This window comes from Marinobacter antarcticus (assembly GCF_011049865.1).
Classification (GTDB): Bacteria; Pseudomonadota; Gammaproteobacteria; order Pseudomonadales; family Oleiphilaceae; genus Marinobacter; species Marinobacter antarcticus_A.
On record NZ_DRGY01000133.1, the window covers coordinates 1 to 26,706 of the forward strand.

Below are 26,706 nucleotides of genomic sequence, written 5' to 3' on the forward strand. Positions count from 1 at the left end.
CCGTACCCCCCTCTTAAATCATGTATTCAAAATAATTCTTTAATATATTATAGGGCTCCTCCAAAAAAATCGCCCCTCTTTGGAGGTATACCCGTGGGCTCTCAAATCAGCGCTATGCCAACTACTGCATAAGCGGCGAATCGGACAATTCGAGATCCACTCCTTCCACGCCCGTGTCTGCCGCCAGCACTTGCAGGTATTGGCGGAATGCCCGCCGGGTTACGCTCTCACTCAAATACTGGCGAATTTTCGGTTTTACATACTCGTACGGCAGTTGCTCGCCATCAACACGCTGATCCACACGCACAATATGCCAGCCGTATCGGCTCTCGATCAGCTCCGGATTGAGCCCTTCCTGAAGGGTCAGAACCGGGCGCTCGAATTCCTCCACCGTTTGGCCCTTGCTGATCTGGCCAAGGCTGCCGCCCTGATGACGCGATTCGCAAGCAGAGTACTGTTTGGCAAGCGGTACAAACTGGGCACGACCTTCCAGCAGCGACGACAATATCTGTCGCGCGGCTTCTTCCTGATGAATGCGCTCTTGCGGGTCGTCGGGCGGCGCGGCCAGCAGAATATGGCTGACCGCCATCAGCGTCTGGCTGCGAAAGCGACCCGGATTGGCGGCATGGAAACGCTCACAGTCTTCGTCGCTTGGGGTTGGCACTTCCAGTTCCTGCTCCAGCACGCGGGCGATGGTGGCCTCTTCATCCAGACCGGCTGGCAGCTTCAGGGCTTTGGCCTGCAGCAGCAGAAGCTCGCGGATAACGAGGCTCCTGGCCGCTTGATGCCAGGCTTGAGCGACTTCCTCTGCCGGGTGATGTTGCATTTCCCGGGCGATGTCCTCTTCGGTTATCACGGTGTCACCCACGTAAACTGGCGGAAACTGGTTTCTGGGTTGTTCGGCTTCACCGGTGGGGATCAGTTGCATGGTAAGTCTCCGTCTATGTGTTCAATGCTGCCCCCATTCCCCGACCTTCTCCCGCCGGGGCACAGGGGGTTCTTTTTTCAGCTACGCCCGCTTGCGCACAATCTGATATCTGCGCCCAAAGTACTCCAGCGGCACGCTCAGCATGTGAACCAGACGCGTAAACGGAAACAGTACAAAGATTGTCAGGCCCAGGAACATATGAAGCCTGTAGATCCAATGTACGCCCGTCATGTAGTCGGCTGCCCCGCCCTGGAAGGTTAGAATGCTTTGCGCCCAGCCTGCCAACTGCAGCATGGTGGCGCCATCAAGGTGGCCTAACGTTGGCAGAATGGTCGCCAGCCCCAACACCACCTGAACCACCAGCACAATGATGATCATGTTATCGGCGAAGGTGCTGCTGGCTTTGATTCTGGGGTCCGTCAACCTGCGGTGGGCCAACATGACCCCGCCAATCAGACACATCACGCCGGCAATACCACCCACCACAATCGCCAGTATCTGTTTGGTACCGGCGCTCATGAACGGCTCATACACAAAGTGTGGCGTCAGCAAACCAACAAGATGACCAAAGAAAATCACCAGAATGCCCACATGGAACAGCACGCTTGCCAGCACCATGTTTTTCTTGCGCAGCATCTGGCTGGATTGCGCCTTCCAGGTGAACTGCCCGTGGTCGTACCTTGCCCAGGTGCCAATAATCAGCACGGCTATGGCGATGTAAGGATAAATCCCGAAAATCAATGTGTTCAGATAAGACATCATCCTGGTCTCCCCCCCCTATGCCGTCAGGCGTCTCTCACGGCAGCGCGCGCCTGAGCCGGCGTCACATCCGTCATCAGGTGGTCACTGAGATGAATGGTCTGGGTCTGTTCCAGCTCACGGCGGCGCTGGCCAACAACGCCTCCGGTGCTGCACGAGCTACCCTGGTCATCCACGAACTTCACCATTTCCTCTTCCCACACCTTGTCCAGGGCTTCGGGCGTATCGTCACGCTCTTCCGAGGCCACTATCCGGGCCAACTCCTGGCGATCGGTTTTCCGCCCTGACAGCTCCAGAAGTGAGTCCATCGCGACATGGTAAAAGCTCTCGCGCTGGTACAATCGCTCCCCAAGCAGGCCAAGAATGTGGTGGATATCTTCCAGCCAGTTGCGGATTTCTTCCCAGGGCCGGGTAGACAGGTATTCCAGAAACAGCGGCAGGTAGTCCGGCAGTTCCTTGGCGTCTATTTCCAAACCGTTGGCCCGATACTGCTCCATCAAATCAACCATCGCCTGCCCGCGATCGCGGGATTCGCCGTGCACGTGTTCAAATAACAGCAGTGAGGTTGCGCGGCCTTTGTCGAAAATGCCTGTGTAGGCCTCTTCCAGCTCCAGCAGATCACCGTCACACAACCGATCAATACACTGGAGCAGTTGCTCCTTGTTCTTCCGTGGCAGCCGGCTGTCTTCAAGAACCGCTTCAACCATGGCGTCTTTGGCGGTTTGAAGTTCAGCGCAGGGGTACTCCAGAATTCGTGCCAGTACTTTTAAAAGTTGCATCGTATTACCTCCTTAATCCTGCAGCTGTTTCGGATCAACCTGTTTCACGGTCGTGAGCTTCTGCACCATGGTGGTGGTCTGGCTTCGACCGCCAAACATGTTGAATTTACTGTCGCTGCCGCTGCAGCCGTCACCAAAGCTGAAGCCACAGCCGCCGCGTTCAGCGAAGGCTTCCTTTGCCAGCTCACGATGGCTGGTGGGAATCACAAAGCGATCCTCGTAGTTGGCAATGGCCAGATACCGGTACATCTCATCCGCCTGGGCTTTGGTAAGGCCTACTTCTTCCAGTGCCCGAAGATCCTCTATGCCATCGACGGTTTCTGCCCGCTTGTAGAGGCGCATGGCCATGATGCGTTTGAGCGCCCGCACAATCGGTTTCTCATCGCCTGCGGTGAGCAGGTTGGCAAGGTATTTCACCGGGATTCGCAGGCTCTCGATTTTCGGCAGAACACCGTCAAACTCAACCTTGCCGGCTTCGGCAGCCGACTGAATTGGGCTCAGGGGCGGCACGTACCAAACCATCGGCAGGGTGCGATATTCCGGGTGCAGAGGCAGCGCCAGTTTCCAGTCCACCGCCATCTTGTAGACCGGGCTGCGCTGGGCCGCCTGAATAACGTTCATGGGAACGCCATCTTTGGTTGCCTGCTCGATCACTGCGGGATCGTTCGGATCGAGAAAGATTTCCAGCTGTTTTTCGTACAGTTCATGTTCGCCCGGGGTGCTGGCCACTTCTTCAATGCGGTCGGCATCGTAAAGCAGCACGCCCAGATAGCGGATGCGGCCAACGCAGGTCTCGGAGCACACGGTGGGCATACCGGCTTCAATTCGCGGGTAGCAGAAGATGCACTTTTCAGACTTGCCGGTTTTCCAGTTGAAGTAGATTTTCTTGTACGGGCAGCCGGACACACACATACGCCAACCGCGACACTTGTCCTGGTCGATCAGCACAATGCCGTCTTCTTCACGCTTGTAGATGGCGCCACTGGGGCAGCTCGCCACGCAGCTAGGATTCAGGCAGTGCTCGCACAGGCGCGGCAAGTACATCATGAACGTGTTTTCGAACTGGCCGTATATATCCGCCTGCACATTGTCGAAGTTTTTATCCTTCCGACGCTTGGCAAACTCGGTGCCCAGAATCTCTTCCCAGTTCGGGCCCCACTCGATTTTTTGCATGCGTTTGCCGGAGATTAGCGAACGCGGCCGCGCAACCGGTTGGTGCTTGCTGTCGCCGGCGGTGTGCAAATGCTGGTAGTCAAAATCGAACGGTTCGTAGTAGTCGTCAATTTCTGGCAAGTCCGGATTGGCGAAAATATTTGCCAGCACCCGGAAACGGCCGCCAATGCGGGGTCGTATTTTGCCACTGGGCTCGCGCATCCAGCCGCCTTTCCATTTGTCCTGGTTTTCCCATTCTTTCGGGTAGCCAATACCCGGCTTGGTTTCGACGTTGTTGAACCAGGCGTACTCCATGCCTTCGCGGCTGGTCCATACGTTTTTGCAGGTGACTGAGCAGGTGTGGCAACCAATGCACTTGTCCAGGTTCATCACCATGCCAACTTGGGAACGGATCTTCATTTTACAGCCTCCTGAACAGTGTCGTTGCCTTCGCCATCCAACCAGTCCACGTTGTGCATTTTGCGCACAACAACAAACTCGTCGCGGTTGGAACCTACCGGCCCGTAATAGTTAAAGCCGTAGGAAAACTGGGCATAACCGCCGATCATATGCGTGGGTTTCGGGCACACCCGGGTAACCGAATTGTGAATACCGCCACGGGTGCCGGTTACTTCTGAGCCCGGAATATTCACAATCCGCTCCTGGGCGTGATACATCATCACCATGCCAACTCTTACCCGCTGGCTTACCACGGCACGCGCAGCGACAGCGCCGTTAGCGTTAAACAGCTCGATCCAGTCGTTGTCTTCAATACCCAAATCTTTTGCGTCGTCTTCGCTCAGCCATACAATCGGCCCACCGCGAGACAGGGTAAGCATCATCAGGTTGTCACTGTAGGTGCTGTGAATGCCCCACTTCTGGTGCGGCGTCAGGAAGTTCAACGCTTTCTCGGGGTTGCCATTAGGCTTGGCGTTCAACAGCGGTGCGGCTGTTTTGGTGTTGATGGGCGGCCGGTACAGCACCAGGCTTTCGCCAAAGGCCCGCATCCACTCGTGATCAAGATAGAACTGTTGCCGACCGGTCAGAGTGCGCCAGGGAATCAGTTCGTGCACGTTGGTGTAGCCGGCATTGTAGGAGACGTGTTCATCTTCCAGGCCAGACCAGATCGGGCTGGAGATGATCTTGCGCGGCTGGGCCACAATGTCCCGGAAGCGGATTTTTTCGTCTTCCTTGTTCAACGCAAGGTGGGTGTGATCCAGACCGGTAAATTCGCCCAGCGCCGCCCAGGCCTTCACCGCCACCTGGCCGTTGGTTTCCGGGGCAAGTGCCAAAATCACTTCGGCGGCGTCTATGGCCGTGTCAATTTTGGGGCGGCCAATATTGGCACCCTCAAGATGCTTGTGGTTCAGTTGGCCCAGAAGTTCGATTTCCTTATCGGTATTCCAGTGAATCCCTTTACCGCCGTTGCCAAACTTGTCCAGCAGAGGGCCCAGTGAGGTGAAGCGGGCGTAGGTGTTGGGATAATCCCGCTCAACCGTTATGAATTTTGGTGCGGTCTTGCCGGGGATCAGGTCGCACTCGCCTTTCTTCCAGTCCTTCACATCAAACGGCTGGCCGAGTTCAGCCGGCTCGTCATGAAGCAGTGGCAGCGTGACAACATCTTTTTCCACACCAAGATGGCCTTCAGCCGCTTTGGAAAAGGACTTGGCAATGCCTTTGTAAATTTCCCAGTCGCTGCGGGACTCCCACGCGGGATCGGTGGCTGCGGTCAGTGGGTGAATGAACGGGTGCATGTCTGAGGTATTCAGATCGTTCTTTTCATACCACGTCGCCGTCGGCAAAACGATATCCGAATACAGGCAGGTGGTCGACATGCGGAAATCCAGCGTTACCAGCAGATCGAGCTTGCCTTCGGGCGCTTCGTCATGCCACTTCACCTCTTCAGGCTTTACACCATCGTCGCCCAGATCCTTGCCCTGCAAACCACTCTTGGTGCCAAGCATGTATTTCAACATGTACTCGTGGCCCTTGCCGGACGAACCCAACAGATTGGAGCGCCAGATAAACATATTGCGGGGATGGTTTTCCGGCGCCTCCGGGTCTTCTGAAGCAAACGCCAACGAGCCGTCTTTCAGGGATTGCGCCACATAGTCTGGCACCTCCATCCCGGCCGTTTCTGCCTCGGCCGCAATGCCCAGCGGGTTACGATTCAGTTGCGGGGCGGAGGGTAACCAGCCCATACGTTCAGCGCGAACGTTGTAATCGATCAGGCTGCCACCAAACTTTGATTTGTCTGCCAGCGGCGAGAGAATTTCGTCTACGCGCAGTTTCTCGTAGCGCCACTGGCCTGAGTGCGCATAGAAGAACGACGTACCGGCCATCTGCCGGGGCGGACGACACCAGTCCAGACCAAACGCCAGTGGCTGCCAGCCGGTTTGCGGGCGCAGCTTTTCCTGCCCCACATAGTGGCTCCAGCCACCACCACTCTGGCCCACACACCCACACATGATCAGCATGTTGATCAGGCCACGGTAGTTCATGTCCATGTGGTACCAGTGGTTCACACCGGCGCCCACAATCACCATTGAACGGCCTTTGGTTTTATGGGCGGTGTCGGCAAACTCCCGGGCAATACGAATCATCTGTTCAGCGGGTACGCTGGTGATTTTTTCCTGCCAGGCCGGCGTGTAAGGCTTGATCTGATCGTAAGACGTAGCGCCGTCGTCATCGCCAAGGCCCCGGCTGATGCCGTAGTTGGCAATCATCAGGTCATACACCGTCACCACATGGCCTGCCGTGCCGTTTGCCAGATCCACTTTCCGGCAACCCAGTTTATGGGTCAGCGTATCGCTGATTTCCACCGAGCTGAAATGCTCGTGTTCAATACCGCCAAAGTAAGGAAAGGCAACGTCGACTATGTGGTCGTGCTTATCATGCATCGACAGCTGAAGGCTTACATCATCACCGTTGGCTGTTTGCTTCAGGTTCCATTTACCCTTCTCACCCCAGCGATAGCCAACCGACCCGTTCGGTGCTGTGAGCTCCCCAGACGCTTCATTGATGGCAATGGTCTTCCACTCAGGGTTATTTTCCTCCCCAAGCCCGCCAACCAGATCACTGGCGCGCAGGAACCGGCCCGGCACATATCGGCCGTCGTCCCTTTTCTCCAGCATCACCAGATAAGGCATGTCGGTATAACGACGCACATAATCCGTGAAGTACGCGCTGGGGTTATCAATGTGAAACTCTTTGAGAATCACGTGCCCCATGGCCATGGCCAGCGCGGCATCTGTGCCCTGTTTGGGGCTTACCCATTCGTCAGATAATTTGGACACTTCGGCGAAGTCGGGGGTAATGGCAACCGTTTTGGTGCCCTTGTAACGAACCTCTGTAAAAAAGTGCGCATCCGGCGACCGGGTTTGGGGCACGTTAGAGCCCCACGCAATGATGTAGCTGGAGTTGTACCAGTCTGCGGATTCGGGAACGTCGGTTTGCTCACCCCAGGTTTGGGGCGAGGCCGGTGGCAAATCGCAATACCAGTCATAGAAACTGAGGCAGGTGCCGCCAATCAAAGACAGGTAGCGGGCACCGGACGCGTAGGAAACCATCGACATGGCCGGAATCGGAGAAAACCCGATGATTCGGTCCGGGCCGTGCTTTTTGGCCGTATACACGTTGGCCGCACCGATTAATTCATTTACTTCGTCCCAGCTGGAACGAACAAAGCCACCCATACCTCTGCGCGGTTTATACTCGGCGGTTTTCGTGGGGTCCTCAACAATAGACGCCCAGGCCTCTACCGGATCGTTAAATTGAACGCGGGCGGCACGCCAGAGTTTCATCAGATGCGTTCGCATCAGCGGGTATTTCAGGCGGTTGGCGCTGTACATATACCAGGAATAGCTGGCGCCACGGGGGCAGCCACGGGGTTCATGGTTGGGCAAGTCCGGGCGGGTACGGGGGTAGTCGGTTTGCTGGGTTTCCCAGGTGACCAGGCCGTTCTTGACGTAAATCTTCCAACTGCAGGAGCCGGTGCAATTTACGCCATGGGTGGAGCGCACAATTTTGTCGTGCTGCCAGCGCTGGCGATAGGTGTTTTCCCAGTCACGATTTTCTTCGTGGGTTTCGCCGTGGCCGTTCGCAAACGGTTCGCGCTTTTTGCTGAAATAGCTCAGCTTGTCGATCAAATGACTCATGGTCTCTCTCCCTCAGCCCGTCTACCGGATCGCTTTCCGATTCGGGACCATTGTGTGGGAGAAAAACCCTTAAATCTGCGGGGTTACTACCACATACCCGGGCTCTACCACCGAGGAGGTAGACCGCTTATATCTCTGGTTGGAGAAGCGCCTGGCGCCGGGCGCCACCTGCAGCTCAAACTGCGCGGCTGCGTTAATTATCCAAACAGAATCCTGCCTGAGATTTTGGTGCTCAGGTCCACAGAGGCATCTTCTGGCTCCGTAAGTAGCAACAGAAGCGCACATAAGCAGAAGAACAATTACGATCTTTCAGTGTCGGCTTTTACCCCGATTTGGATCAAAGACTATGAGGGGATATCAACCATTGGGGTAATTGACTATCCTCTAGGAGCTACCAAACCCTGGCGATTGCCTAAACGAGACGTCATGAAATCCAGAAGCCCTCTTGTTAAGCGGATTGCTATTATTGTCAGCGCTTTGGTGCTGATCTCCATTGTCAGCATGGCCGCAACGTATGCGGTTTCAAAAAGCATTGAAGGCAATGCCACCGCAATCAACCTGTCTGGCGCATTACGGATGGGCGCCTTCAGGCTGTTGGCTCAAGTGGCACAGCCTGCGGAAGGTAACGCGTCTGCTGGCAACATTAGCCGCCTTGCGGCCCGTTATGAATCCAACCTCACGAACAGCTTGATTACCCAGACGATTCCGAACACCGCCGATCATCCGCTGGCAAAGCAGTACAGTGCGATCCGCGCCTACTGGGACCAGACCTTACGACCACGCCTGGAGAACCACCCGCAAGGCACGCCGGTCGGCGCAGACATGCTTGCTGCCACCGAACGCTACGTGGATTCCGTCAGCCAGTTGGTGACCATGCTCGAACGGCGTACCGAAGCGCGAATCAGCCTGCTGCATCTTATTCAACTGACCAGCCTCGCGTTCTCCGTACTGATTATTATTGCGTTGATTATTGACCTGAAAAATCGGGTTCTCCGGCCGCTGCGCAAACTGGTCAGCATTGCAACCGCTGTTGGCGAACAGGACTTTTCCCGCAAGGCAAACTTGCAGGGTAACGACGAACTGGCGCAGTTGGGCTGCGCGTTTGATAAGATGAACAGCGAGCTCACACTGACCTATTCCAACCTTGAAGAGCGCGGGCGCAGCAAGACCGAGGAACTCGAAAAGAGCCACGCCGCCCTTCAGTTGCTCCATACTGCCAGCCGCAACCTGTTTGCCAACCACGATCTTTGCAATGGCGCGGTTCCCATGTTGCAGGAGCTGGAGCAGCTTTTGGGCATAGGCCCGATTTTGCTTTACCTTCACGACAAAGAGTCAACGGAACCCGTGCAGGCGGTTACGACAGCCTCAACGGCAAGGCCCTTTTACTGCCGGGACCACCACTGCAATGCCTGCCTGGTCACTCCGGAAGTCTATGACGAGCTGCCCATAGACGAATACGACGGTCGCCGGTTGTTGTTACCGATAAGAACGCAGAGCTTGCTCCTTGGCACACTGGAAGTGTGGTACCCAGCCGAAAAAGGCCTTTCGGACATGACTCGCCGCCTACTGGAAACACTCAGCGATCAACTGGCAACCGCCATTTTTCTGGAGCGCCAAATTACCGAAGAACAGCAGCTTACGCTGGCCGAAGAGCGCACGGTCATCGCCCGGGAACTGCACGACTCCCTGGCGCAGTCCCTGTCTTATCTGAAAATGCAGGTCGCCCGTTTGCGCCGGCTCGACATTCAGGGCGACCAGAAAAACGCCCATGTTGCGATACTGGACGAGCTGAGTACGGGGCTGAACAGTGCCTATCGCCAACTCCGGGAGTTACTGGCCACGTTCCGCTTGAAGCTCGATACGCCGGACCTGGCCGCCGCGCTGCGCAAAACCGTCGAAGAGTTTTCAGGGCAACTGGGTAAACCCGTGGGGCTGCATTACAATCTGCCACCCCAGGCACTGTCCCCCAACGAAGAGATTCACACGCTGCAGATTGTGCGAGAGGGCCTTGCCAACGCCGTCAAACATGCCGATGCCACAGAAATTTCCGTGGATGTGTTGTTTGAATCTCCCCAGGTAACGGCAAAAATACGAGATAATGGCAAGGGCTTACCGAAGGGCGATCAGCCGGTCAATCATTACGGCCTGATTATCATGCGGGATCGCGCCCGCACGCTGGGCGGTCAGGTTGCCGTGCAAAATCGCGATGAAGGCGGTGTTGAAGTTATCCTGACGTTCGTCCCAAAAAGCCGACACCTGATTCCATCAGAAATGTCGAGTACCTGATCACGACAAAAGCGGCAACCCTGCCGTGCCGCTACGCAACCGAGAGAGGGATCGAGGCATTATGTCTGAAATATCGTCTGAAACCGTGTCGAATAAAACAGTGTCGGATGAACCCGCTAGCATAGTGTTGATTGATGACCACCCGTTGCTGCGTCAAGGTATCAAGCAACTCGTAGAGATGGAGGATGACATTGCGGTGGTAGGCGAAGCCAGCAACGCCACTGACGGCATCCGGCTGGCCATCGAGCTTGAGCCTGACCTGATTCTGATGGACCTCAACATGCCGGAAATGAACGGCATTGAGGCACTGAAAAAACTGCGCGAACTGAACGTAAGCTCACGAATCATCATGTTCACCGTGTCTGATCAGGAAGACGACGTTGTTGCGGCCCTGCGCGCTGGCGCCGACGGCTATCTGCTGAAAGACATGGAGCCGGAGGACATGATCACCCAACTGCACCAGGCTGCAGTGGGTAAAATGGTGATCAGCAACCGGCTAACCACGCTGCTTGCAGAGGCCTTGCGTTCCAACAAGCCGCAACAGACGTCCCGACCGGATTTCGACAGCCTGACACCGCGGGAGAAAGACATCCTGCGGCTGATTGCAGAGGGCCTTTCCAACAAGATGATCGGTCGCAAGCTGGACATCAGTGACGGCACGGTAAAAGTACACGTAAAACATCTGCTGAAAAAGCTCGGCCTGCGCTCGCGAGTGGAGGTCGCCGTATGGGCGGTGGAAGGCGGCCTGCATAAGGCCTGAGGCGGTCCAGTCGGAATTGGCAAATCAGTTGACCAATCACCCAGCGTCGCAAACGGTCGTCCCGGCTCAGGTTTAGGCCTTTGGTAATCGCCAGCTCGCCGGCGTCTATGGACGCCTCCCAAGCAGGCAGATCGTGGTTGTTCTGAAAGTAGGCGTCGTCAGTCTGGCCGATGGCAGACACCCCCAGCGACACCAGATCGCAATCCGAGTGGGTGGTGTAGCCTTGGAAGTTCCGGTGCAGGCGGCCGGCGCGCTGCGCCACGGCAAGGCTGTCATCCGGTTTGGCAAGTGCGCATAGCTGAATACCGACAGCCTGTCTGGCAACATTTCAATCACCGCTTTGCAGGTTGAACAGCTCGGCGTAGCCTTCCATCAGTTCCTGCATCACAGCCTTGGGCAGCCAGGTGGGCGTACCGCCGCCCCGGTGCAACTATTTTACCGGGCGTTCGGCGCCAAAGAATTTTGACTGCAAGGCCGCTTCCTTCAGCAGCCGCTCAACATAGGGCATCGCATTGTCGCGCTTCTTGGTAATCACCTTGCTGCGCGCTGAGGTCATAACGTTTGATCAGCGCATCATCCCAGATGAATTCCGGAAGGGTGGATTCGGCAGTCTGCGGTGCGGGATTGGAAACCATAGTAAAAACTCTGAGCGTGTAATGTGATGCGGGCCATCTTCGCGGATATCCACATTTTATCAGCCCGGTGCCTGAACCACCCTTGTGCACAAGGCGTATCCTCACTATCTGCTTTGGGTAAATGCCTGCATGACCCCAGGGGCACAATCCGCCACACACCGGAGCTCACCGTTCATGGCAAATCTGATACTGATTCTTGGTGATCAGCTGACAACCGACATCAGCGCGCTTGAGGGAGCTGATGTCGGGCGCGACAGAATCGTTATGGCGGAGGTTCATGAGGAGGCCAGCTACACCAACCACCACAAGAAAAAGCTGATTTTGCTGTTCAGCGCCATGCGCCACTTTGCCCGGCAGTTGGAAAAAGACGGCTGGCAAGTTCACTACCAGCGCTACCACCCGGACAACGCCCAACAAAGCCTCGAAGGCGTTGTATCAAGCGTGATGGCAGACGTTCGCCCGGATCGAATCGTTACAACAGAATGTGGAGAATGGCGCCTCCACGATCAGATCAGCCAGTGGCGACAGCGCCTGGACGTTCCTGTAGACATTCGCACCGACACCCGCTTTATTGCCAGCAAGCAGGAATTTTCCGATTGGGCGGAGGGACGCAAGCAGTTGCGCATGGAGTACTTTTATCGGGAAATGCGCCGCAAGACCGGCCTGATGATGACACCCGATGGCAAACCTGAAGGTGGCAACTGGAATTTCGACGGGGACAACCGGGAAAAATGGGCCGGCAAACCGCCGGCTCCCGCGCCGTTCAGAATAGAGCCGGATGCCATAACCCGCGAGGTTATTGAGCTGATTGAACAACACTTCGCTGACCATTTCGGCACCTCCGACGATTTTCACTTCGCGGTGACGCCGGCGGATGCGCAAGAAGCGCTGGATTATTTTATCGAGTTCGCCCTGCCTTGTTTTGGCGATTATCAGGACGCCATGTCCGACAACGAAGACTGGCTGTTCCACTCCATTCTTTCGCCCTACATTAACTGCGGCCTTCTGGACCCCCTCGCCGTATGTGAAGCGGCTGCCAGAGCCTGGTACGCCGGGCAGGCGCCGATTAATGCGGTAGAAGGTTTTATTCGCCAGATCGTTGGCTGGCGGGAGTTCGTGCGGGGCATCTATTGGTTACACATGCCGGGCTACGCCAAGGAAAACCGTCTTGGCAATACCCGCACCCTGCCCTGGTTCTACTGGACCGGCGATACCAAAATGCGCTGTATGCACAAAGCGATCGATGCCACCCGGCGCAACGCCTACGCCCATCACATTCAGAGGCTGATGGTTACGGGTAACTTTGCTTTGCTCACAGGCGTAAAACCGGAAGAAATCTGCGATTGGTATCTTGCGGTCTATGCCGACGCCTACGACTGGGTAGAGCTGCCCAACGTGCTGGGCATGGTGATGCACGCCGATGGCGGCTACCTGGGCTCAAAGCCTTACGCCGCCAGCGGCAAATACATACACCGCATGTCTGACCACTGCGCCAACTGCCACTACAACGTTAACAAAAGCACAGAGCCAGATGCCTGCCCGTTCAACTCACTTTACTGGCACTTCATTGATCGGCACCGGGCTGACTTCGAGCGCAACCCGCGCATGGGCATGATGTACCGGAACTGGGAAAAGCAGAAGCCCGAAAGGCGCGAAGCTCTGCTCGCCAGGGCCAACGATGTTTTGGCGCAGCTGGAACACCTTTGACATGACGGCTGTGTGTACGCATCAAAACCGGAGGAAAAAAACCATTTCAACTGCTAGTCTCGTATATCGTTATACTCCGAATCTCGCTGACGAATGGAATGAACGGTCACCATGGGATACCGACCACTTGTGCTTGGCGCGCTAGCGTCGTTTATGTTCCAAGTCTGTCAGGCACAGCCCTCCGACCTGGACCTCGTAACCTTTGAAGCCCCGCCCTATCAGACCACTATGCTCAACGGGCGTGAAAAGGCACGCATAGAGGGTGAGACGGTTGAAACCGTCACCTGTGCAGCAAAGCAGGCTGGACGGCCAGTGCACGTCACCCCTGCACCCCAGAAAAGAGCGATGTACTCGCTCGAACAGAACAGCGTAGACGGCTATTTTGCAGTGGGCCCCTCCGCAGAGCTGGATGCCATCGCCACCCGCAGCGATCCCGTGGCCCTGGAGCAGTGGTATTTCTTCATGCTTGACCCGCAGATCAGGCCAGACCAGGCCAGAATAGGGGCCGTTGACGGCAGTAACGAAGAAGCCTGGCTCGAAGCAAACGGCTACGACATCTACCTGCGTGTTACCTCACCCGGCCAATTGGCTGCACTGCTTGAGCGCGGACGAATTGATATGGCGTTGATGGACAAGCGAGTGATGGACGGATTAAATACCACAAACAAAACCAACACAGACCGCCTGCATTCGCTTTTCCTTCGCTACGCCCCGCTGTACTTGTATATGAGTAAAACCTTTCAGGAAAACCATCCCGAATTCCTGCCCGCATTCAATCACGCTCTCCCGGCTTGCACGAAAAAAACGTTGACACTTAACACCTGGGAACGGAGCCATATTGAAGCGCTGACTAACCGATTATTAGCGGAACTGACGCTGCGGCTAGACCTGCAACGCGCTTTGAACGCAGGGCCGCAGCCAAAAACTCTCGCCGAGGTGCTGGCAATCGACAGCAAGTGGCAGGCCTCAGCACCCATGACAGCGCCGCCGTTGGCGGCGCATATCCTGTCACTCCCCGCATCACACATCCTGAAAACCTGGCAGCAATCCCATCAAGGCCTGGTCACCGAAGTTCTGCTGATCAATAAAATGGGAACAATCGCCGCCATGAGCCAGCTCACCTCGGATTTCTGGCAGGGTGACGAGCCAAAGTTTCTGAACGTTATTGGCAGCGAACCGTCGGACGACCCACAGCTGCGGAAAACATTGTTTATTTCGCCCATTCGTTACGATCAATCAACCGCACGGTTCCAGGTGATCGTCAGCGTGCCGGTTTTTCCCGACGACGGCGACGCAGCCATCGGAGTGATTGCAGTGGGGCTGGATATTGAGAAGGCCATAGACCTTTAGGGCGGGCCCACCTCACAGGCAAGCACAAGCGCCCAGAATTCCGAGAAATCATTCACCACCACATCGGGTTTGTCCGGATGCTTGTGGGTGGCCGGAAATATCTGGTTCAACCATGGCTGATCCCACTGCGCACCGTTAAAAAACACTGAGGTCATGCCAGCCCTTTTAGCCGCAATCACATCGGTGGTGCTGTCACCCACGTACCAGACGCTGGGGTCAGGCGGGTAGTCGAGTTTCTGCACCGCCAGCAAAAGCTGATCCGGGTGGGGTTTACGCAGTGGTGTGTCGTCGCCACAAACATCTACATCAAACAGGTCCACCCAGCCGGTGCTTTCAACTGCGGCCAGCTCATGTTCGAAAAACTCCCGGTCGCGGTTGGTAATCACGCCTACCTGAATGTTCAGGCGTCGCAAACCTTCCAGCACCGCGCGAACGTTTGCTTCAAACGCTTTTACTGTGCCGTAGTGATTACGGTAGTGGTGATTGAACGCCTTGTGCGCAACCTGCTTTGCTTCCTGATCCTCACCGAACAGCACTTCAAAAATATCCGTGCGCGAGATCTTCCGATCGGCCTTCACCTTGGGATGAAGTTGGGCAAACTCGCGCACGTAGGCCACCAGTTTTGCGTCTTCCGGCGTTTTGCTGTCTTCCGGCGCGACCATTCGCGGCATCAGCCCGAGTTTGTGGAAGTCCGGGAACATGTCATCCGCCGCGTGATACATGGCATCGAGCGTATCCACAAGCGTTGCGTGCCAGTCGAACAGCACCACGTGCGGGCGTATAAGCCTGACCACAGCCGGGTGCCAATCAGGCTCTATTCTGGGCTCCGGTCGATCAGGCGCAGGGAAAGGGCGTGGGCGAGCTTCTGCCGGAGCGCATCGGAAAGCCTCTGGCTCATGGCGCTCTATCAACGCCAGAAGATCCATCAGCTCTTCAAAACTGTCCAGCACGGCCAGAGGCGCATCACGGTGGGAAAACCAGCTGCGTATGCGCTCCGCCTCCCATTGGGCACCGTTGTAAAAAATACCGGAAACCCCGGCGCGGCTCGCGGTGAGCATGTCTACGTAACTGTCACCGATATACCAGGCGTGGGCATCCGCCGGCAGGCCAAGCTTCTTCAGAACGCCGCTGATGACCTGCGGATCCGGCTTGTATTCCGTGACGTCGTCGGCGCACACGGTGGCGTCAAAAAGATGCTGCCAGCGTCCCTCATCAACGATTTTCAGTTCCTTCTCGAGAAACTCACGGTTTCTGTTCGTTGCGACCGCCAGGCGGATGCCCATTGCTCGTAGTGCACAGAGGTACTCGTAGGCCCCTGGCTGGAAGGGCCTCACTTGTCCAAAATACCGCCGATAAGCCTGGTTGTAAGCTTGATGAGCAATCAGCCTGGCCTCTTTGTTGTCACCAAAAATCGCGTTGAAAATGTCGGTTCGCGATACCCGCCGCTCCGCAAGAATGCGCGGGTGCAAACGCCGAAAAATGCGAATGTAGCGAACCAGCCTTGCGTCATCCGCATTGCGGCACTGGTGTTCCAACAGCAGGTGCTCCACTAGCCCGAGCTCTTCAAACTGTGGCAGCGTATCTTCCATGGCGCTGAACATGGCGTCGTGGGTGTCTACCAAGGTTCCGTGCCAATCAAAAATCAGCACAGAAGGCGCAGGCAAGCGGTCACTCACACGGTCCATAAACAGTCCTTTGGCGTTTCATCTACGTAAAAGCGGTATCAATCAGTTAAAACCATATTGGCCCAATGCACAAAAAACCGCACCTTCCCGAGAAAACATGCCCAGTTTGCCAGCGCCCTTTCGCCTGGCGTAAAAAGTGGGCGAAAGACTGGGAGAGTGTTCGCTACTGCAGCGAACACTGTCGGCGCAACCGGAGTACTGCCCCATGAGAGCAACGTTTTGAGTACCGTGGTCTGGTTCAAACGCGACCTTCGAGTGCGGGATCATGGCCCGCTGCACTATGCTGCGGAACTGGGTGAATCCGTTATTCCGCTGTACGTTATCGAGCCGGAATACTGGCAGTTGCCCGACACGTCCCAACGCCAGTGGCTGTTCATCGAAGAGTCTCTGGTGGAGCTGAATCGGGAGTTGAAAAAGCGCGGCAGCCGGCTGCTGATCTGGCACGGCAAGGTTACCGATGCGCTTGGGGCTTTGCGCGAACACTTCAACGTAAAGCGGGTAGCCTGTCATCAGGAAACCGGAGGCCAGTGGACCTATGAGCGTGACCTCGCCACGATCGACTGGTGTCAGGAGCACGGTGTTAAATTCCTCGAATGGCAGCAGTTTGGTGTGGTCCGGCGGCTGAAAGACCGTGATCTGTGGGACCACGCCTGGAACCAAATTATCAAAACCGATCAGCTTCGGGCTCCCGCAGTTGTGCCGTCTCTGGAGGGCTTTGCGGCGTTTCAGCCAGCTCAGGCAAGTAGCGGTGCGCCCAATGCCCGCGACGCTCGCCCCTGCCCTGATCGTCAAATCGGCGGCAGCCAACAAGGTGAAAAGCTACTGGCTTCGTTTCTGGAACGGCGCTGCGTGGGTTATCAGTACAACATTTCAAGCCCGAATACCGCGCCTCGAGCCTGCTCGCGCCTAAGCCCGCACATTGCTTACGGCACCCTGAGCCTGCGCGAAATATATCAGCAGGCGAAAGCCACGGGGCAGCACGGCAGCAGCCTGCCCCGCAAACAGAAAAGCCTCACCAGCTTTCGCTCCCGCCTGCACTGGCACTGCCACTTCATTCAAAAGCTTGAGGACGAGCCAGAGATGGAATTCCGCGCCATGCACCGGGAACTGGAAAACCTGAAATCGGGCACGGACAACACCGAAAGGCTGCAACGCTGGCAGGAGGGCCAAACCGGCTGGCCTCTGGTAGACGCCTGCATGCGCGCGCTGCACCACACCGGCTGGATCAACTTTCGCATGCGCGCCATGCTCATGGCGGTCGCCAGTTACCAACTGTGGCAACACTGGCGCGATCCGGCCTTGCATCTGGCAAAACTGTTTACCGATTTTGAACCGGGCATTCATTACCCCCAGGTTCAGATGCAGTCGGGCCTGACCGGTATAAACGCCCTGCGAATCTACAATCCGGAACTGCAGAGCCGCAAACTGGACCCTGAAGGGGAGTTTATCCGCCGTTGGATTCCCGAACTGGCTGGCCTGCCGGCAGACTGGATTCACACCCCCTGGCTGATGACCCGCGCCCAGCAAGAGCGATTTGGCGGCAACACCTACATCTCACCGGTTTGTGATCATGAGCAGGCGGCCCGCGTCGCGCGCAAGGCCATGGGTGATTTTCGCCAAGCACACGTCAGCCGTAACGAAACCAGCCGCGTGCTGGACAAACACGGCAGCCGCAAAGGCCCGATTCAAAAGCGCCCGCGCTCAGGCGCCGGCAAAAAGAACGCGAATGACAACCAGCTTTCTCTATTCGACAATTAGGCTGGTTGCCAGATTTGGCTGCCAGGTTTTATCGGAATTAATGCGGCTTGACCTTGTAGTTACTACAGGGCTTTTACTGCCCAACATTCATTTCACCCGTTCAGGGCACGTTTATGCACAACCATAGCCACGGTCACAACCACGCGGACCACTTCGATACGCACAACCGTGCGTTTGCCATTGCGGTTTTTCTAAACCTGGCATTCGTGCTTATCGAGGCCTTTTACGGCGTGCTGGCAGGCTCTCTGGCACTGCTGGCAGATGCCGGGCACAACCTTAGTGATGTTCTGGGGTTGGTTATGGCCTGGGCCGCAAGCTGGTTAGCGGGCCGCAAGACAACAGACCGTAATACCTACGGCCTCAAGAAAACCACCATTCTGGCGGCGCTGTTCAATGCCTTGTTTCTGATTGCCGCCGTGGGCGGTATCGCCTGGGAAGCCATTCGCCGGTTCAACGACCCTGCCAGCGTGGCGGGGTTAACGGTGATTGTTGTGGCAGGCATAGGCGTGCTGATCAACGGCGCTACCATGCTTCTGTTCATTAAAGGCCAGGAAGGCGATCTGAACATTCGCGGGGCGTTCATGCACATGGCGTCTGATACGCTGGTCTCCGTGGGCGTAGTGATTGCAGGCGCCGTCATCATGGTTACAGGTGTGCGCTGGATTGATCCGTTGGTCAGCCTTTTGATCGCCGTGGTGATTTTTATCGGCACCTGGCGACTGCTGAAAGACTCCGTCAGCCTTGCCGTAGACGCGGTACCCAAGGGTATAAACCCGACGGACGTTTATGAATACCTGCAATCATTGCCCGGCGTGGAGTCGGCGCATCACCTGCATATCTGGGCGCTCAGCACCACGGAAAATGCGCTAACTGTGCACCTGATAAAACCGGAATCAGGTGACGATGACCGAGTGATCGAACAGGCTACCCAAATGCTGAATCACGATTTCAACATCCAGCATGTGACCATTCAGTGGGAGCGGGCCGCGAGCGGCTGCCCGAATACCTCCGGATGTTAGCGCTCACAAAAACGACCGTGTATCTGTACGGAACCAAAACGATGCCATCCCAACACGATAATAACCAGGAAGAGCACATACGATGAAAATCGGCGAAATATCCAAAAGCTCTCTGGTGCCCGTGGAGACTATCCGTTACTACGAAAAAATCGGTTTGTTACCCAAGCCTGATCGCGACGCCAGCGGCTACCGGGCCTATCGAAACGTCCACCTTGATCGTCTGTTATTCATCAAACGCTGTCGCAATCTCGACATGGCTCAGGATGAGATTCGGGAACTGCTTCGGCTTTCCGAAAATCCCGAAGCTGACTGCCAAGAAGTCGATGCCCTTCTGGCCCGCCACCTGAACCACGTACGCGACCGGTTAACAGAACTCGCAAATCTGGAAAAAAACCTGCAGCAACTGCAAAAAGCCTGCTCGGATGCCGGCACCGTTCAGGACTGCGGTATTCTGGGCGGGCTCAGCTCCGAGTTGGACGATCTACACAACACGCGCAGCGACCACGGCAATCACGTGCCGGGAACCCACGGGCCAGGCAAAAGTTGAGATTGCGTTAAAGGCGCTTGTTTAACGTTGACACTGTAGTTACTACAGGGCTCTAAATACGAGCTCGTCTATGAAGGAGGATTTATGGCTTGCAGTTGCTCTGGCCCCGAACCACGTTCCCCGGCTCCGGGTTTTCGTCGCGCACTCTGGATTGCCCTGTGGGTGAACCTGGCCATGTTTTTTGTGGAGGGTGTTGCCAGCCTGCAGTCCGGCTCGGTTTCCTTGATGGCAGACGCCATCGACTTCTTTGGCGATAGCGCCAACTACATTCTGTCACTTTCGGTTCTGTCACTGGGCATGCTCTGGCGCGGCCGCGCGGCCATGGCGAAAGGCATTACCATGGCCGTCTTCGGCACCGTTGTCTGGGCACGCGCTTTGTGGGTAATGGAGCAAGGCATCACGCCCGAACCTTTTACTATGGGAACGATTGGCCTGCTGGCTCTGGTCGCTAATCTGGGCGTTGTGTTTGTGCTATTCACGTTTCGGGACGGTGACTCTGATATGCGCTCGGTATGGCTGTGCAGCCGGAACGACGCCATCAGCAATCTCGCCGTAATTGCAGCCGCTCTGGGCGTTTTCGGAACCGGTAGCGCCTGGCCGGATCTGATCGTCGCCGCTATTATGGGCACTCTGGCAATAACGGCGGGCGTCAGCGTGATGCGGCACGCCCGGAAAGACATTGATGAGGCAAAACAGGTATCAGTCGCCGGCGCCAGCCCGGAAATCCGATAACTCATACGGGCATTCGTCGTCGGCATCGTAAGATTGAGAAACGTGCTAGAAAGCCCATGAAACCATCACCGGAATAAACACCAGTGCAAAGAGCGTACTCAGCATTACCGTGCCTGCGGCCTGCCGGGGAGAGGTATCCAGCAAGGTCGCAATAACCACGGTATTGGCTGCGATGGGCGTAATTGAAATCAGGAAGATCGCCTTGTGTACCGCCGGCTCATAAACCCCCAGAACCTGAGAGTCCAGCCACCAAAAGGCGGTTGCAAGCAATGGCCAGGCTACGAACTTGCCGAAGAATGCCAGCGCGGTAAACCGCAGGTTGCCGACCAGCCCACGGAAGCTGCTAATACTCATGCCAATAATCATCATGCCCAGGATGCTGTAGGCACCGCGCAGATTGTCAAAAAGCGGCATAAACACATCTGGAATGCCGATGCCTGAAAGATTGAGCGCTACTGCCGCCAGAAATGCGTAAACCGAAGGTAACTTTGCAACCCGCCACAGAGATTCTTTCAGATCATGCCGGCCGCGAGCTGCCAGATAGTACCCCACCGAGCTTTCAAACAGGGTGACACCCAGCATGCACACAATATAAAGCGCCAAGCCTTCCTCACCGAACAGCAGCAGTGCTACCGGCACCCCGAAATAGCCCGTGTTGCCCGACCCCACACACAGCGGCATGATGCTGGCGCTGCCATCTGTGAGCACCCGCCGCGCCAGTCTCAACTGAACAATTGCCAGCACCGATGCAAACCCGAACACCAGAAACGGCAGGAAGATTACCTCGGGTGAAAGCGGCGCTGCCATCACCCCGGAGAACACCACTGAGGGCGTCACAATGTAGAGCATGATGCCTGCAATGTGCCGTCCACTCGCGTCCAGATAGCGTCCCGCCACCCAGCCGAGAGCGACCGTCACGTAGAGCGGAATCAGTTTGATAAACAACGCCAGCGCTGCGGCCATGGTGGCTCCGGGCATTCGGATTCAGAAAAGCAAGTCGGGGAGTCTACCACCTACCCCCCCAGAGGTAACTCCACGCGCCAACGAGACCACCCCAAAGTACAAAGTCTGTGTGCAACTCGATTACCCAGTAAAACACATATACTGTATATTGGTTAACTCAGCCGGTATTTCTGTTACGCTAATCCATACATTATTTTTGCAGCATCGACACCATGACCCGCATCGTAAGACCCAACGTGTCTTCCTCTCCCTGCATGCTGGGAGAAGCCAACCCGGACATTATCCAATACGAAACAGCGCCGCAATCAGTGGCCTTGCTCAACGGACTGAGCCGCGTATTCGGCATAAGGCTGACCGAAAAGCCAGACACGCCCGATACGAAATTTTTAACCGATTTGACGCATCTTTTTCGCCAGAAAAGAGTCGAAGCCGATGCCCCGATGGAAAAGCACGACACCCCCTGGGCCAACGTTTACCTGATTCAGTACGGCATCATGCGTTTGTTCCGTGAGTCGCCCGGCGGCAAGGTTGCCGTGCATCACTTTTTTACCGAAGGCGATATGGTCTGGCCGGTGTTTGGCCGCAGCCGCACAGTGCGCAACACGCTTTGCCTGACGGCCGTTACGCCCGCCACCGTTTGGGTTGCGGATTTTGCCGCTTTCCGCCTTGCTATTCAGTCTCACAGCGAAGGGCTCTGGCCACGATTTGCAATGGCCCTGACCGAAGAGCTGGCAGAACTGGCCAGCATGCGAGAATTCCGCAAACACACCCTGTCTGCAAAAGAACGTTATCAACTGCTGCTTGAAGAGTACCCGGAGCTTGTAAGACGAGTGCCGGACAACCAGCTAGCCTCTTGGCTGGGCGTAGTACCTGCGACCTTCTCCCGACTTAAAACCGGTGCCCTAAAGGATTGACTAACTGTCGAGCGGCTCTCAAAACGCCCAGACCATAGCCATCAGCACGCCCCAGGCGAGCAGAGACGCCGCCATAACCGTGTAAGTGACCGACATGGCGAGCACATCGTCGGGGCTGCGATGGCACAGTGATCTCAGGCCCTGATACACAAGGGTGCAAGAGAGCGCCATAGCGGCCAGAACCGCAATTAAACTGACTACAACGGCCGGCACGAGCAACGCCAGTGAAGATATCCAAAGTGGCAAAGGTGCAATCGCTGCCAGCAAGTAGGCGTTGTTATAGCTGATCTCCAGCTTATGGCTTTCGACCACCGCGTGAATCAACCACCCCATTACAAAAAACGTCAGCAGTTCCGCGAGGAAGAGAATGGTGGTGATGAAACGCCATTCCTTGCCTGCGAAGCCGGTAATGAAGTCATCGCCGTAATGGGTTCCGGCGTAATAAAGCAAAACCGGGGGCAGGAGCGACATGGGCACCACAACAAACCACGCAAGCACGGGTATGGATAGACCCCTGCGTTGCAGTTCGCCCCAGCCTCCATTGCTGGAAAACGGAAGTTTAAACAAACTTGAAACGTTCATGGTGAATCTCCTTGTTCTCTGACGAAGGCGTTTGCCTCTGGAGGCAGCGTCTGTTCTGTTATAATAACTCCTAATTACTCTTTTAGGCACACCTCGCCAAGCCGTCAACCAATCAGGATGATTTTGGACAGCTCCGGCGGGAGTGAAAGTGGTGCCAATCGCCGGAAATGAATGGCTACCTCTCCTGCGCCGGCTGCGGGAATGATTACCTCTTTAGTGATATCCCAACCGTATCTTATTGAAAAACATGAGCTAAAAAGCCCAAAACTCCGTTCGAACAAGACGTAATCAATACGCCTGCGCCTGCACAACCTCTATCTTGATAAATATCATGAATGAACACGTGCTCCACTTTGCACAATGACCTCAATAGGCCCAAAGGCCGCGCCCGATGCGGATCAAGGCACGCTAATGGAGGGAGCATTGTTATGGCGAAAACCAACGCCGATATCGAGCACTGGGATGTCGAAAGCGATGAATTCTGGGAGCAGGAAGGCAAGCATATTGCCTCCCGAAACCTGTGGATATCCATCCCCAGCCTGCTTTTGGGTTTTGCGGTATGGCTGATGTGGGGAATGATCACCACTCAGATGCAGAACCTGGGCTTCGCCTTCAGCATAGAGCAGCTTTTCTCGCTTTCAGCGATCGCCGGCCTGTCTGGTGCCACCTTGCGCATTCCTGCCTCGTTCATGATCAAGATTGCCGGGGGCCGCAATACTGTCTTCCTCACCACAGCCTTGTTGATGATTCCGGCGGCCGGCACCGGCATTGCCCTGATGAACCCCAATACGCCGTTCATTGTTTTCCAGGCGCTGGCGCTGCTCTCCGGTATTGGGGGCGGGAACTTCGCCTGCTCCATGAGCAACATCAGTTCATTCTATCCAAAGAGCAAACAGGGCTACGGCCTGGGGATGAACGCTGGTCTTGGTAATTTCGGCGTCACCACCATGCAGATTCTGATTCCGCTGGTGATGACCATGGGCGTTTTCGGCTTTCTGGCGGGCGACTCAATGCAATTGCAGAGCCCCAGCGGCACGCTGATCGGCCGTATTGAAGCAGGCACGGAAACCTGGATTCAGAACGCAGGCTTTATCTGGCTGGTGTTCCTGATCCCGCTGGCATTCGCGGGATGGTTCGGCGTGAACAACCTGAAAGTTGTTACCCCGAATCCGGGCACCCCTGCGTCGGCTTTCAGCAAGATACTCGGGCTTTACGGGGTTGGCATCTTTACGTCAGTAGTCGGGATCTGGGCTCTGAGCATTATGAACATGTGGCTCGCCCTGCCGCTGACCATTGTGCTCACGGTGGTTCTGCTACGCCTGATTCCGGGTGATATCAAACCCAACATCAAAAACCAGTTCACCATTTTCAGCAACAAGCACACCTGGTCCATGACCGTGCTTTACATCCTGACCTTCGGCTCATTCATTGGTTTTTCTGCCGCCTTGCCGCTGTCTATCAGCGTTATTTTCGGCAACATGATGGACGTTGCAGCCGACGGCACCGTTACCCGCGTTGTTAATCCGAACGCGCCCAGCGCTCTGACCTGGGCGTGGATGGGGCCATTCGTGGGAGCCCTGATTCGCCCAATCGGCGGCTGGATCTCTGACAAGATGGGCGGCTCTATTGTTACCCAGATCATTTCCGTGGTGATGGTGATTGCCTCCGTGGCAACCGGCTACGTCATGATGCTGGCCTACAACGCCACCGATCCGAACAGCTACTTCGCACTGTTCCTGATTCTGTTCATCCTCATGTTTGCCGCCAGCGGCATCGGCAATGGTTCCACCTTTCGCAGCATTGGCTATATTTTTGATCCACAGCAAAAGGGCCCGGTACTGGGCTGGACCAGCGCCATTGCCGCCTACGGTGCTTTCATTGCCCCCAAACTGCTGGGCCAGCAGATTCAGGCTGGCACCCCGGAATTGGCCATGTATGGCTTCGCCGTGTTTTACGCCCTGTGCCTGGTGGTGAACTGGTGGTTCTATTTGCGCAAAAACGCTTATATCAAGAACCCGTAATAACGCACGTCACGAACGCACGTTGTTCCTGTAAACGTGCCTATAAACGCAAACAGAGAACACTATCATGAGCACGCCAGCCAGATCGCAGCAACATCGTGCACTGGGCCTGTCCACATTGGCCTTTACAACATGTTTCGCTGTGTGGACAATTTTCTCCATCATTGGCATCCGCATTGCTGAAGACCTTGGGCTTTCGGATACCCAGCTTGGCCTGCTTATGGCCACACCCATTCTGACCGGCTCTATCAGCCGATTGTTCCTGGGCATCTGGACGGACCGGTACGGCGGGCGTTGGGTGTTCGGCATACTGATGCTGATCACCGCTGCCTGCGTTTATTTGCTCACCTATGCCACAACCTATCTGATGCTACTGGTTGGCGCTCTTGGTTCAGAGTCTCATTACTTGTATTTAATTGTATTTAATTGATGAGACCTGCTGTGATTCGCCGCCACACTGTCTATGAGTAAAATAATGCTGAATCTACCAGAATGGATCTTGGCCAATATGGAGGCTGTTCTTCAAGAATGGGAGGATAACGCCAAAGATCTTTTGCCCGATAAATCCGCCTCGAAAGTAGAGCGTCGCGATCACGCCAAAGCCATGCTGGTCACAATCGTTCGTGAAATAGAGCGACCCCGAGCTGAGCAGCAACGCGATGGTCAGGCAGCAACTGCGACGAATCCTTCTGAAACCAGCAAATCCGCGCGCGAGCACGGGCAGGAGCGCCGGAAGCTGGGCCTGGATATTGTCGACTTGGCGAGCGAGTTCTTTGCCCTGCGACGCAGCGTGGTTGAACTATGGACCAAGGGTGCTCAAGAGTTAACCCTTCCAGGTCTGAACGAACTGGTGTTGTTTGACCAGGCCATTGACCAGGCGCTTCTTGGGTCGATTGAGAGCTTCACCAAAGAAAAGGAAAAGCAGGAGCGGAGCTTCGTTTCCATGCTGTCCGAGTCTCCCGACCCCACCTATCTGGTCGACGTCAGCGGCCGTATCGTGTTCGCAAACATCGCTACCTCCGTTCTACTGGGTAAGCCTGTGGAGCAACTGCCGGGCGTTGCCCTGGCTGACTTGTGGCCAGAGGCGCATCACGATCTGCATAGTCAATTCGAGACCGTCATAGAAATGAAGAAAACCCTTCGCGGGGAAGTCACGGCTGGGACAGGGTCAGAAAAACACTGGTACGAATATATCTATTCACCGGTATTGGATGCGCGCGGTTCGGTTGAGGCCGTCGCCGGAGTGGCGCGGGATATTACCAAGCGACGCAACGCTGAGCTTGAGGTCTGGCACCATGCCAACTATGACCTTCTCACCGACCTGCCCAACAGACGACTGTTCCGCGACAGACTTGATCAGCAAACCCGGCACTCTGAGCGCACCGGCGCGCCTTTCACATTGCTCTTCATAGATCTGGACAATTTCAAGGAGGTCAATGATGTAATGGGGCATGAGGCGGGCGACCAGCTTTTGAAACAGGCTGCCAAACGCATTCTTGGCAGTGTGCGTGATGAAGACACAGTTGCCCGACTTAGTGGTGACGAGTTTACGGTTATCCTGCTGGATACAGCTGACCTCGGGCAGATAGAGCTGTTGGCTCAGGGGATCATCAATGAGTTGGCAAAACCTTATGATCTTGGCGGCGGCACTTCCCGGATCTCAGGCAGCATCGGTATCGCGCGGTACCCTCAGGACGGAGATAGACCCGATCAACTCCTTCTGCACGCTGATCAGGCTATGTATCGCGCAAAGAAAAATGGGCGGAATCAGGTTCACAGCTTCACCCAGACTCCGCCTCACCATCAAAAGCCGGATCTACCCCAATCTGTTACCAGCGCCTGAAAAGAAAAGAATCTCAAAGAGCCCTTTTTATTAATACTGGTCGAGGGCTCGGAGTTTTTTCTTACGTTTCTTGAGCGAAACGGGGGCCGGGCCATTAGAATCCACGCACCCGATTTCACTTGGAGCAGC

At 55.8% G+C, this 26,706-nt stretch carries 23 protein-coding genes; 14 read left to right on the forward strand and 9 right to left on the reverse strand.

Annotated features, from left to right (window positions below; translation table 11 throughout):
• Window positions 1-121 precede the first annotated feature (121 nt).
• The 5 genes from ENI00_RS15825 to ENI00_RS15845 all read right to left on the reverse strand — a co-directional run bounded on the left by ENI00_RS15825 (window position 122) and on the right by ENI00_RS15845 (window position 7,775).
• Window positions 122-928 carry a peptidylprolyl isomerase gene (locus tag ENI00_RS15825; protein ID WP_304104468.1) on the reverse strand — a complete coding sequence of 269 codons (807 nt, stop codon included), beginning with the start codon at window positions 926-928 and terminating at the stop codon, window positions 122-124.
• 81 nt (window positions 929-1,009) lie between these two features.
• Window positions 1,010-1,687, reverse strand: coding sequence for a respiratory nitrate reductase subunit gamma (gene narI / locus ENI00_RS15830; protein ID WP_304104564.1), 678 nt, complete (start codon window positions 1,685-1,687; stop codon window positions 1,010-1,012).
• Between the two features lie 26 nt (window positions 1,688-1,713).
• Complete coding sequence (gene narJ, locus ENI00_RS15835) at window positions 1,714-2,466, reverse strand: nitrate reductase molybdenum cofactor assembly chaperone (protein WP_304104470.1); 753 nt, start codon at window positions 2,464-2,466, stop codon at window positions 1,714-1,716.
• A gap of 12 nt (window positions 2,467-2,478) precedes the next feature.
• Window positions 2,479-4,038, reverse strand: coding sequence for a nitrate reductase subunit beta (gene narH, locus ENI00_RS15840; RefSeq protein WP_304104472.1), 1,560 nt, complete (start codon window positions 4,036-4,038; stop codon window positions 2,479-2,481).
• A complete protein-coding gene (locus tag ENI00_RS15845) occupies window positions 4,035-7,775 on the reverse strand; it encodes a nitrate reductase subunit alpha (protein ID WP_304104474.1) in 3,741 nt (1,246 codons plus the stop codon). Before ENI00_RS15845 ends, narH begins: the two co-directional genes overlap by 4 nt.
• A gap of 426 nt (window positions 7,776-8,201) precedes the next feature.
• Here ENI00_RS15845 and ENI00_RS15850 point away from each other — a divergent pair, with 426 nt between their 5' ends.
• The 3 genes from ENI00_RS15850 to ENI00_RS15860 all read left to right on the forward strand — a co-directional run bounded on the left by ENI00_RS15850 (window position 8,202) and on the right by ENI00_RS15860 (window position 11,119).
• Window positions 8,202-10,061 carry a histidine kinase gene (locus tag ENI00_RS15850; RefSeq protein WP_304104476.1) on the forward strand — a complete coding sequence of 620 codons (1,860 nt, stop codon included), beginning with the start codon at window positions 8,202-8,204 and terminating at the stop codon, window positions 10,059-10,061.
• A 100-nt stretch (window positions 10,062-10,161) separates the two neighbouring features.
• On the forward strand, window positions 10,162-10,821 hold the full coding sequence (narL, locus tag ENI00_RS15855) for a two-component system response regulator NarL (RefSeq protein ID WP_304104567.1): 660 nt from the start codon (window positions 10,162-10,164) through the stop codon (window positions 10,819-10,821).
• Between the two features lie 133 nt (window positions 10,822-10,954).
• Window positions 10,955-11,119, forward strand: coding sequence for a hypothetical protein (locus tag ENI00_RS15860; protein WP_304104478.1), 165 nt, complete (start codon window positions 10,955-10,957; stop codon window positions 11,117-11,119).
• Between the two features lie 132 nt (window positions 11,120-11,251).
• On the opposite strand, the gene ENI00_RS15865 is transcribed toward ENI00_RS15860, so the two are convergent.
• Entirely contained in the window at window positions 11,252-11,377 is a 126-nt protein-coding gene (locus ENI00_RS15865) for a hypothetical protein (RefSeq protein WP_304104480.1), read from the reverse strand.
• A gap of 253 nt (window positions 11,378-11,630) precedes the next feature.
• Here ENI00_RS15865 and ENI00_RS15870 point away from each other — a divergent pair, with 253 nt between their 5' ends.
• A complete protein-coding gene (locus ENI00_RS15870) occupies window positions 11,631-13,163 on the forward strand; it encodes a cryptochrome/photolyase family protein (RefSeq protein WP_304104482.1) in 1,533 nt (510 codons plus the stop codon).
• Between the two features lie 111 nt (window positions 13,164-13,274).
• Complete coding sequence (locus ENI00_RS15875) at window positions 13,275-14,513, forward strand: substrate-binding periplasmic protein (RefSeq protein ID WP_304104484.1); 1,239 nt, start codon at window positions 13,275-13,277, stop codon at window positions 14,511-14,513.
• Here the strand turns inward: ENI00_RS15875 and ENI00_RS15880 are convergent.
• Window positions 14,510-16,198 carry an HAD family hydrolase gene (locus tag ENI00_RS15880; protein ID WP_304104487.1) on the reverse strand — a complete coding sequence of 563 codons (1,689 nt, stop codon included), beginning with the start codon at window positions 16,196-16,198 and terminating at the stop codon, window positions 14,510-14,512. The two genes, ENI00_RS15875 and ENI00_RS15880, sit on opposite strands and share 4 nt — an antisense overlap.
• Before the next feature lie 65 nt (window positions 16,199-16,263).
• Between ENI00_RS15880 and ENI00_RS15885 the strand changes: the two genes are divergently transcribed.
• The 5 genes from ENI00_RS15885 to ENI00_RS15905 all read left to right on the forward strand — a co-directional run bounded on the left by ENI00_RS15885 (window position 16,264) and on the right by ENI00_RS15905 (window position 20,254).
• On the forward strand, window positions 16,264-16,407 hold the full coding sequence (locus ENI00_RS15885; protein WP_304104489.1) for a DUF2256 domain-containing protein: 144 nt from the start codon (window positions 16,264-16,266) through the stop codon (window positions 16,405-16,407).
• A 10-nt stretch (window positions 16,408-16,417) separates the two neighbouring features.
• Complete coding sequence (locus ENI00_RS15890; protein ID WP_414674272.1) at window positions 16,418-17,956, forward strand: FAD-binding domain-containing protein; 1,539 nt, start codon at window positions 16,418-16,420, stop codon at window positions 17,954-17,956.
• Between the two features lie 113 nt (window positions 17,957-18,069).
• Window positions 18,070-18,975, forward strand: coding sequence for a cation diffusion facilitator family transporter (locus ENI00_RS15895; RefSeq protein ID WP_304104493.1), 906 nt, complete (start codon window positions 18,070-18,072; stop codon window positions 18,973-18,975).
• 82 nt (window positions 18,976-19,057) lie between these two features.
• Window positions 19,058-19,522 carry a Cd(II)/Pb(II)-responsive transcriptional regulator gene (gene cadR, locus ENI00_RS15900; RefSeq protein WP_304104496.1) on the forward strand — a complete coding sequence of 155 codons (465 nt, stop codon included), beginning with the start codon at window positions 19,058-19,060 and terminating at the stop codon, window positions 19,520-19,522.
• Window positions 19,523-19,606: 84 nt separating this feature from the next.
• Window positions 19,607-20,254, forward strand: a complete 648-nt coding sequence (locus ENI00_RS15905; RefSeq protein WP_304104498.1) for a cation transporter — start codon at window positions 19,607-19,609, stop codon at window positions 20,252-20,254.
• Between the two features lie 45 nt (window positions 20,255-20,299).
• Here ENI00_RS15905 and ENI00_RS15910 read toward each other — a convergent pair whose 3' ends face one another.
• Window positions 20,300-21,217, reverse strand: coding sequence for an AEC family transporter (locus tag ENI00_RS15910; RefSeq protein WP_304104499.1), 918 nt, complete (start codon window positions 21,215-21,217; stop codon window positions 20,300-20,302).
• 212 nt (window positions 21,218-21,429) lie between these two features.
• On the opposite strand from ENI00_RS15910, the gene ENI00_RS15915 reads away from it, so the two are divergent.
• Complete coding sequence (locus ENI00_RS15915) at window positions 21,430-22,131, forward strand: Crp/Fnr family transcriptional regulator (RefSeq protein ID WP_304104501.1); 702 nt, start codon at window positions 21,430-21,432, stop codon at window positions 22,129-22,131.
• Between the two features lie 18 nt (window positions 22,132-22,149).
• Here ENI00_RS15915 and ENI00_RS15920 read toward each other — a convergent pair whose 3' ends face one another.
• The gene (locus ENI00_RS15920) at window positions 22,150-22,713 is read right to left on the reverse strand and encodes a Yip1 family protein (RefSeq protein WP_304104503.1); all 564 of its coding nucleotides are present in this window, start codon (window positions 22,711-22,713) and stop codon (window positions 22,150-22,152) included.
• A 428-nt stretch (window positions 22,714-23,141) separates the two neighbouring features.
• Here ENI00_RS15920 and ENI00_RS15925 point away from each other — a divergent pair, with 428 nt between their 5' ends.
• The 3 genes from ENI00_RS15925 to ENI00_RS15935 all read left to right on the forward strand — a co-directional run bounded on the left by ENI00_RS15925 (window position 23,142) and on the right by ENI00_RS15935 (window position 26,577).
• A complete protein-coding gene (locus ENI00_RS15925; protein WP_304104505.1) occupies window positions 23,142-24,734 on the forward strand; it encodes an antiporter in 1,593 nt (530 codons plus the stop codon).
• 67 nt (window positions 24,735-24,801) lie between these two features.
• Window positions 24,802-25,164: an MFS transporter gene (locus ENI00_RS15930; protein WP_304104507.1), complete on the forward strand. Its 363-nt coding sequence runs from the start codon at window positions 24,802-24,804 to the stop codon at window positions 25,162-25,164.
• A gap of 45 nt (window positions 25,165-25,209) precedes the next feature.
• Window positions 25,210-26,577, forward strand: coding sequence for a GGDEF domain-containing protein (locus tag ENI00_RS15935; RefSeq protein ID WP_304104509.1), 1,368 nt, complete (start codon window positions 25,210-25,212; stop codon window positions 26,575-26,577).
• Window positions 26,578-26,706 lie beyond the last annotated feature (129 nt).

Coding starts and splice junctions, on each gene's coding strand:
- narH (WP_304104472.1), bottom strand. CDS start 4,038: ATGAAGATCCGTTCCCAAGTTGGCATGGTGATGAACCTGGACAAGTGC.
- narJ (WP_304104470.1), bottom strand. CDS start 2,466: ATGCAACTTTTAAAAGTACTGGCACGAATTCTGGAGTACCCCTGCGCT.
- ENI00_RS15925 (WP_304104505.1), top strand. CDS start 23,142: ATGGCGAAAACCAACGCCGATATCGAGCACTGGGATGTCGAAAGCGAT.
- ENI00_RS15915 (WP_304104501.1), top strand. CDS start 21,430: ATGACCCGCATCGTAAGACCCAACGTGTCTTCCTCTCCCTGCATGCTG.
- ENI00_RS15895 (WP_304104493.1), top strand. CDS start 18,070: ATGCACAACCATAGCCACGGTCACAACCACGCGGACCACTTCGATACG.
- ENI00_RS15905 (WP_304104498.1), top strand. CDS start 19,607: ATGGCTTGCAGTTGCTCTGGCCCCGAACCACGTTCCCCGGCTCCGGGT.
- ENI00_RS15880 (WP_304104487.1), bottom strand. CDS start 16,198: ATGGACCGTGTGAGTGACCGCTTGCCTGCGCCTTCTGTGCTGATTTTT.
- ENI00_RS15865 (WP_304104480.1), bottom strand. CDS start 11,377: ATGACCTCAGCGCGCAGCAAGGTGATTACCAAGAAGCGCGACAATGCG.
- narI (WP_304104564.1), bottom strand. CDS start 1,687: ATGTCTTATCTGAACACATTGATTTTCGGGATTTATCCTTACATCGCC.
- ENI00_RS15850 (WP_304104476.1), top strand. CDS start 8,202: ATGAAATCCAGAAGCCCTCTTGTTAAGCGGATTGCTATTATTGTCAGC.
- ENI00_RS15875 (WP_304104484.1), top strand. CDS start 13,275: ATGGGATACCGACCACTTGTGCTTGGCGCGCTAGCGTCGTTTATGTTC.
- ENI00_RS15870 (WP_304104482.1), top strand. CDS start 11,631: ATGGCAAATCTGATACTGATTCTTGGTGATCAGCTGACAACCGACATC.
- cadR (WP_304104496.1), top strand. CDS start 19,058: ATGAAAATCGGCGAAATATCCAAAAGCTCTCTGGTGCCCGTGGAGACT.
- ENI00_RS15935 (WP_304104509.1), top strand. CDS start 25,210: ATGCTGAATCTACCAGAATGGATCTTGGCCAATATGGAGGCTGTTCTT.
- ENI00_RS15885 (WP_304104489.1), top strand. CDS start 16,264: ATGCACAAAAAACCGCACCTTCCCGAGAAAACATGCCCAGTTTGCCAG.
- ENI00_RS15825 (WP_304104468.1), bottom strand. CDS start 928: ATGCAACTGATCCCCACCGGTGAAGCCGAACAACCCAGAAACCAGTTT.
- ENI00_RS15930 (WP_304104507.1), top strand. CDS start 24,802: ATGAGCACGCCAGCCAGATCGCAGCAACATCGTGCACTGGGCCTGTCC.
- ENI00_RS15845 (WP_304104474.1), bottom strand. CDS start 7,775: ATGAGTCATTTGATCGACAAGCTGAGCTATTTCAGCAAAAAGCGCGAA.
- ENI00_RS15910 (WP_304104499.1), bottom strand. CDS start 21,217: ATGGCCGCAGCGCTGGCGTTGTTTATCAAACTGATTCCGCTCTACGTG.
- ENI00_RS15920 (WP_304104503.1), bottom strand. CDS start 22,713: ATGAACGTTTCAAGTTTGTTTAAACTTCCGTTTTCCAGCAATGGAGGC.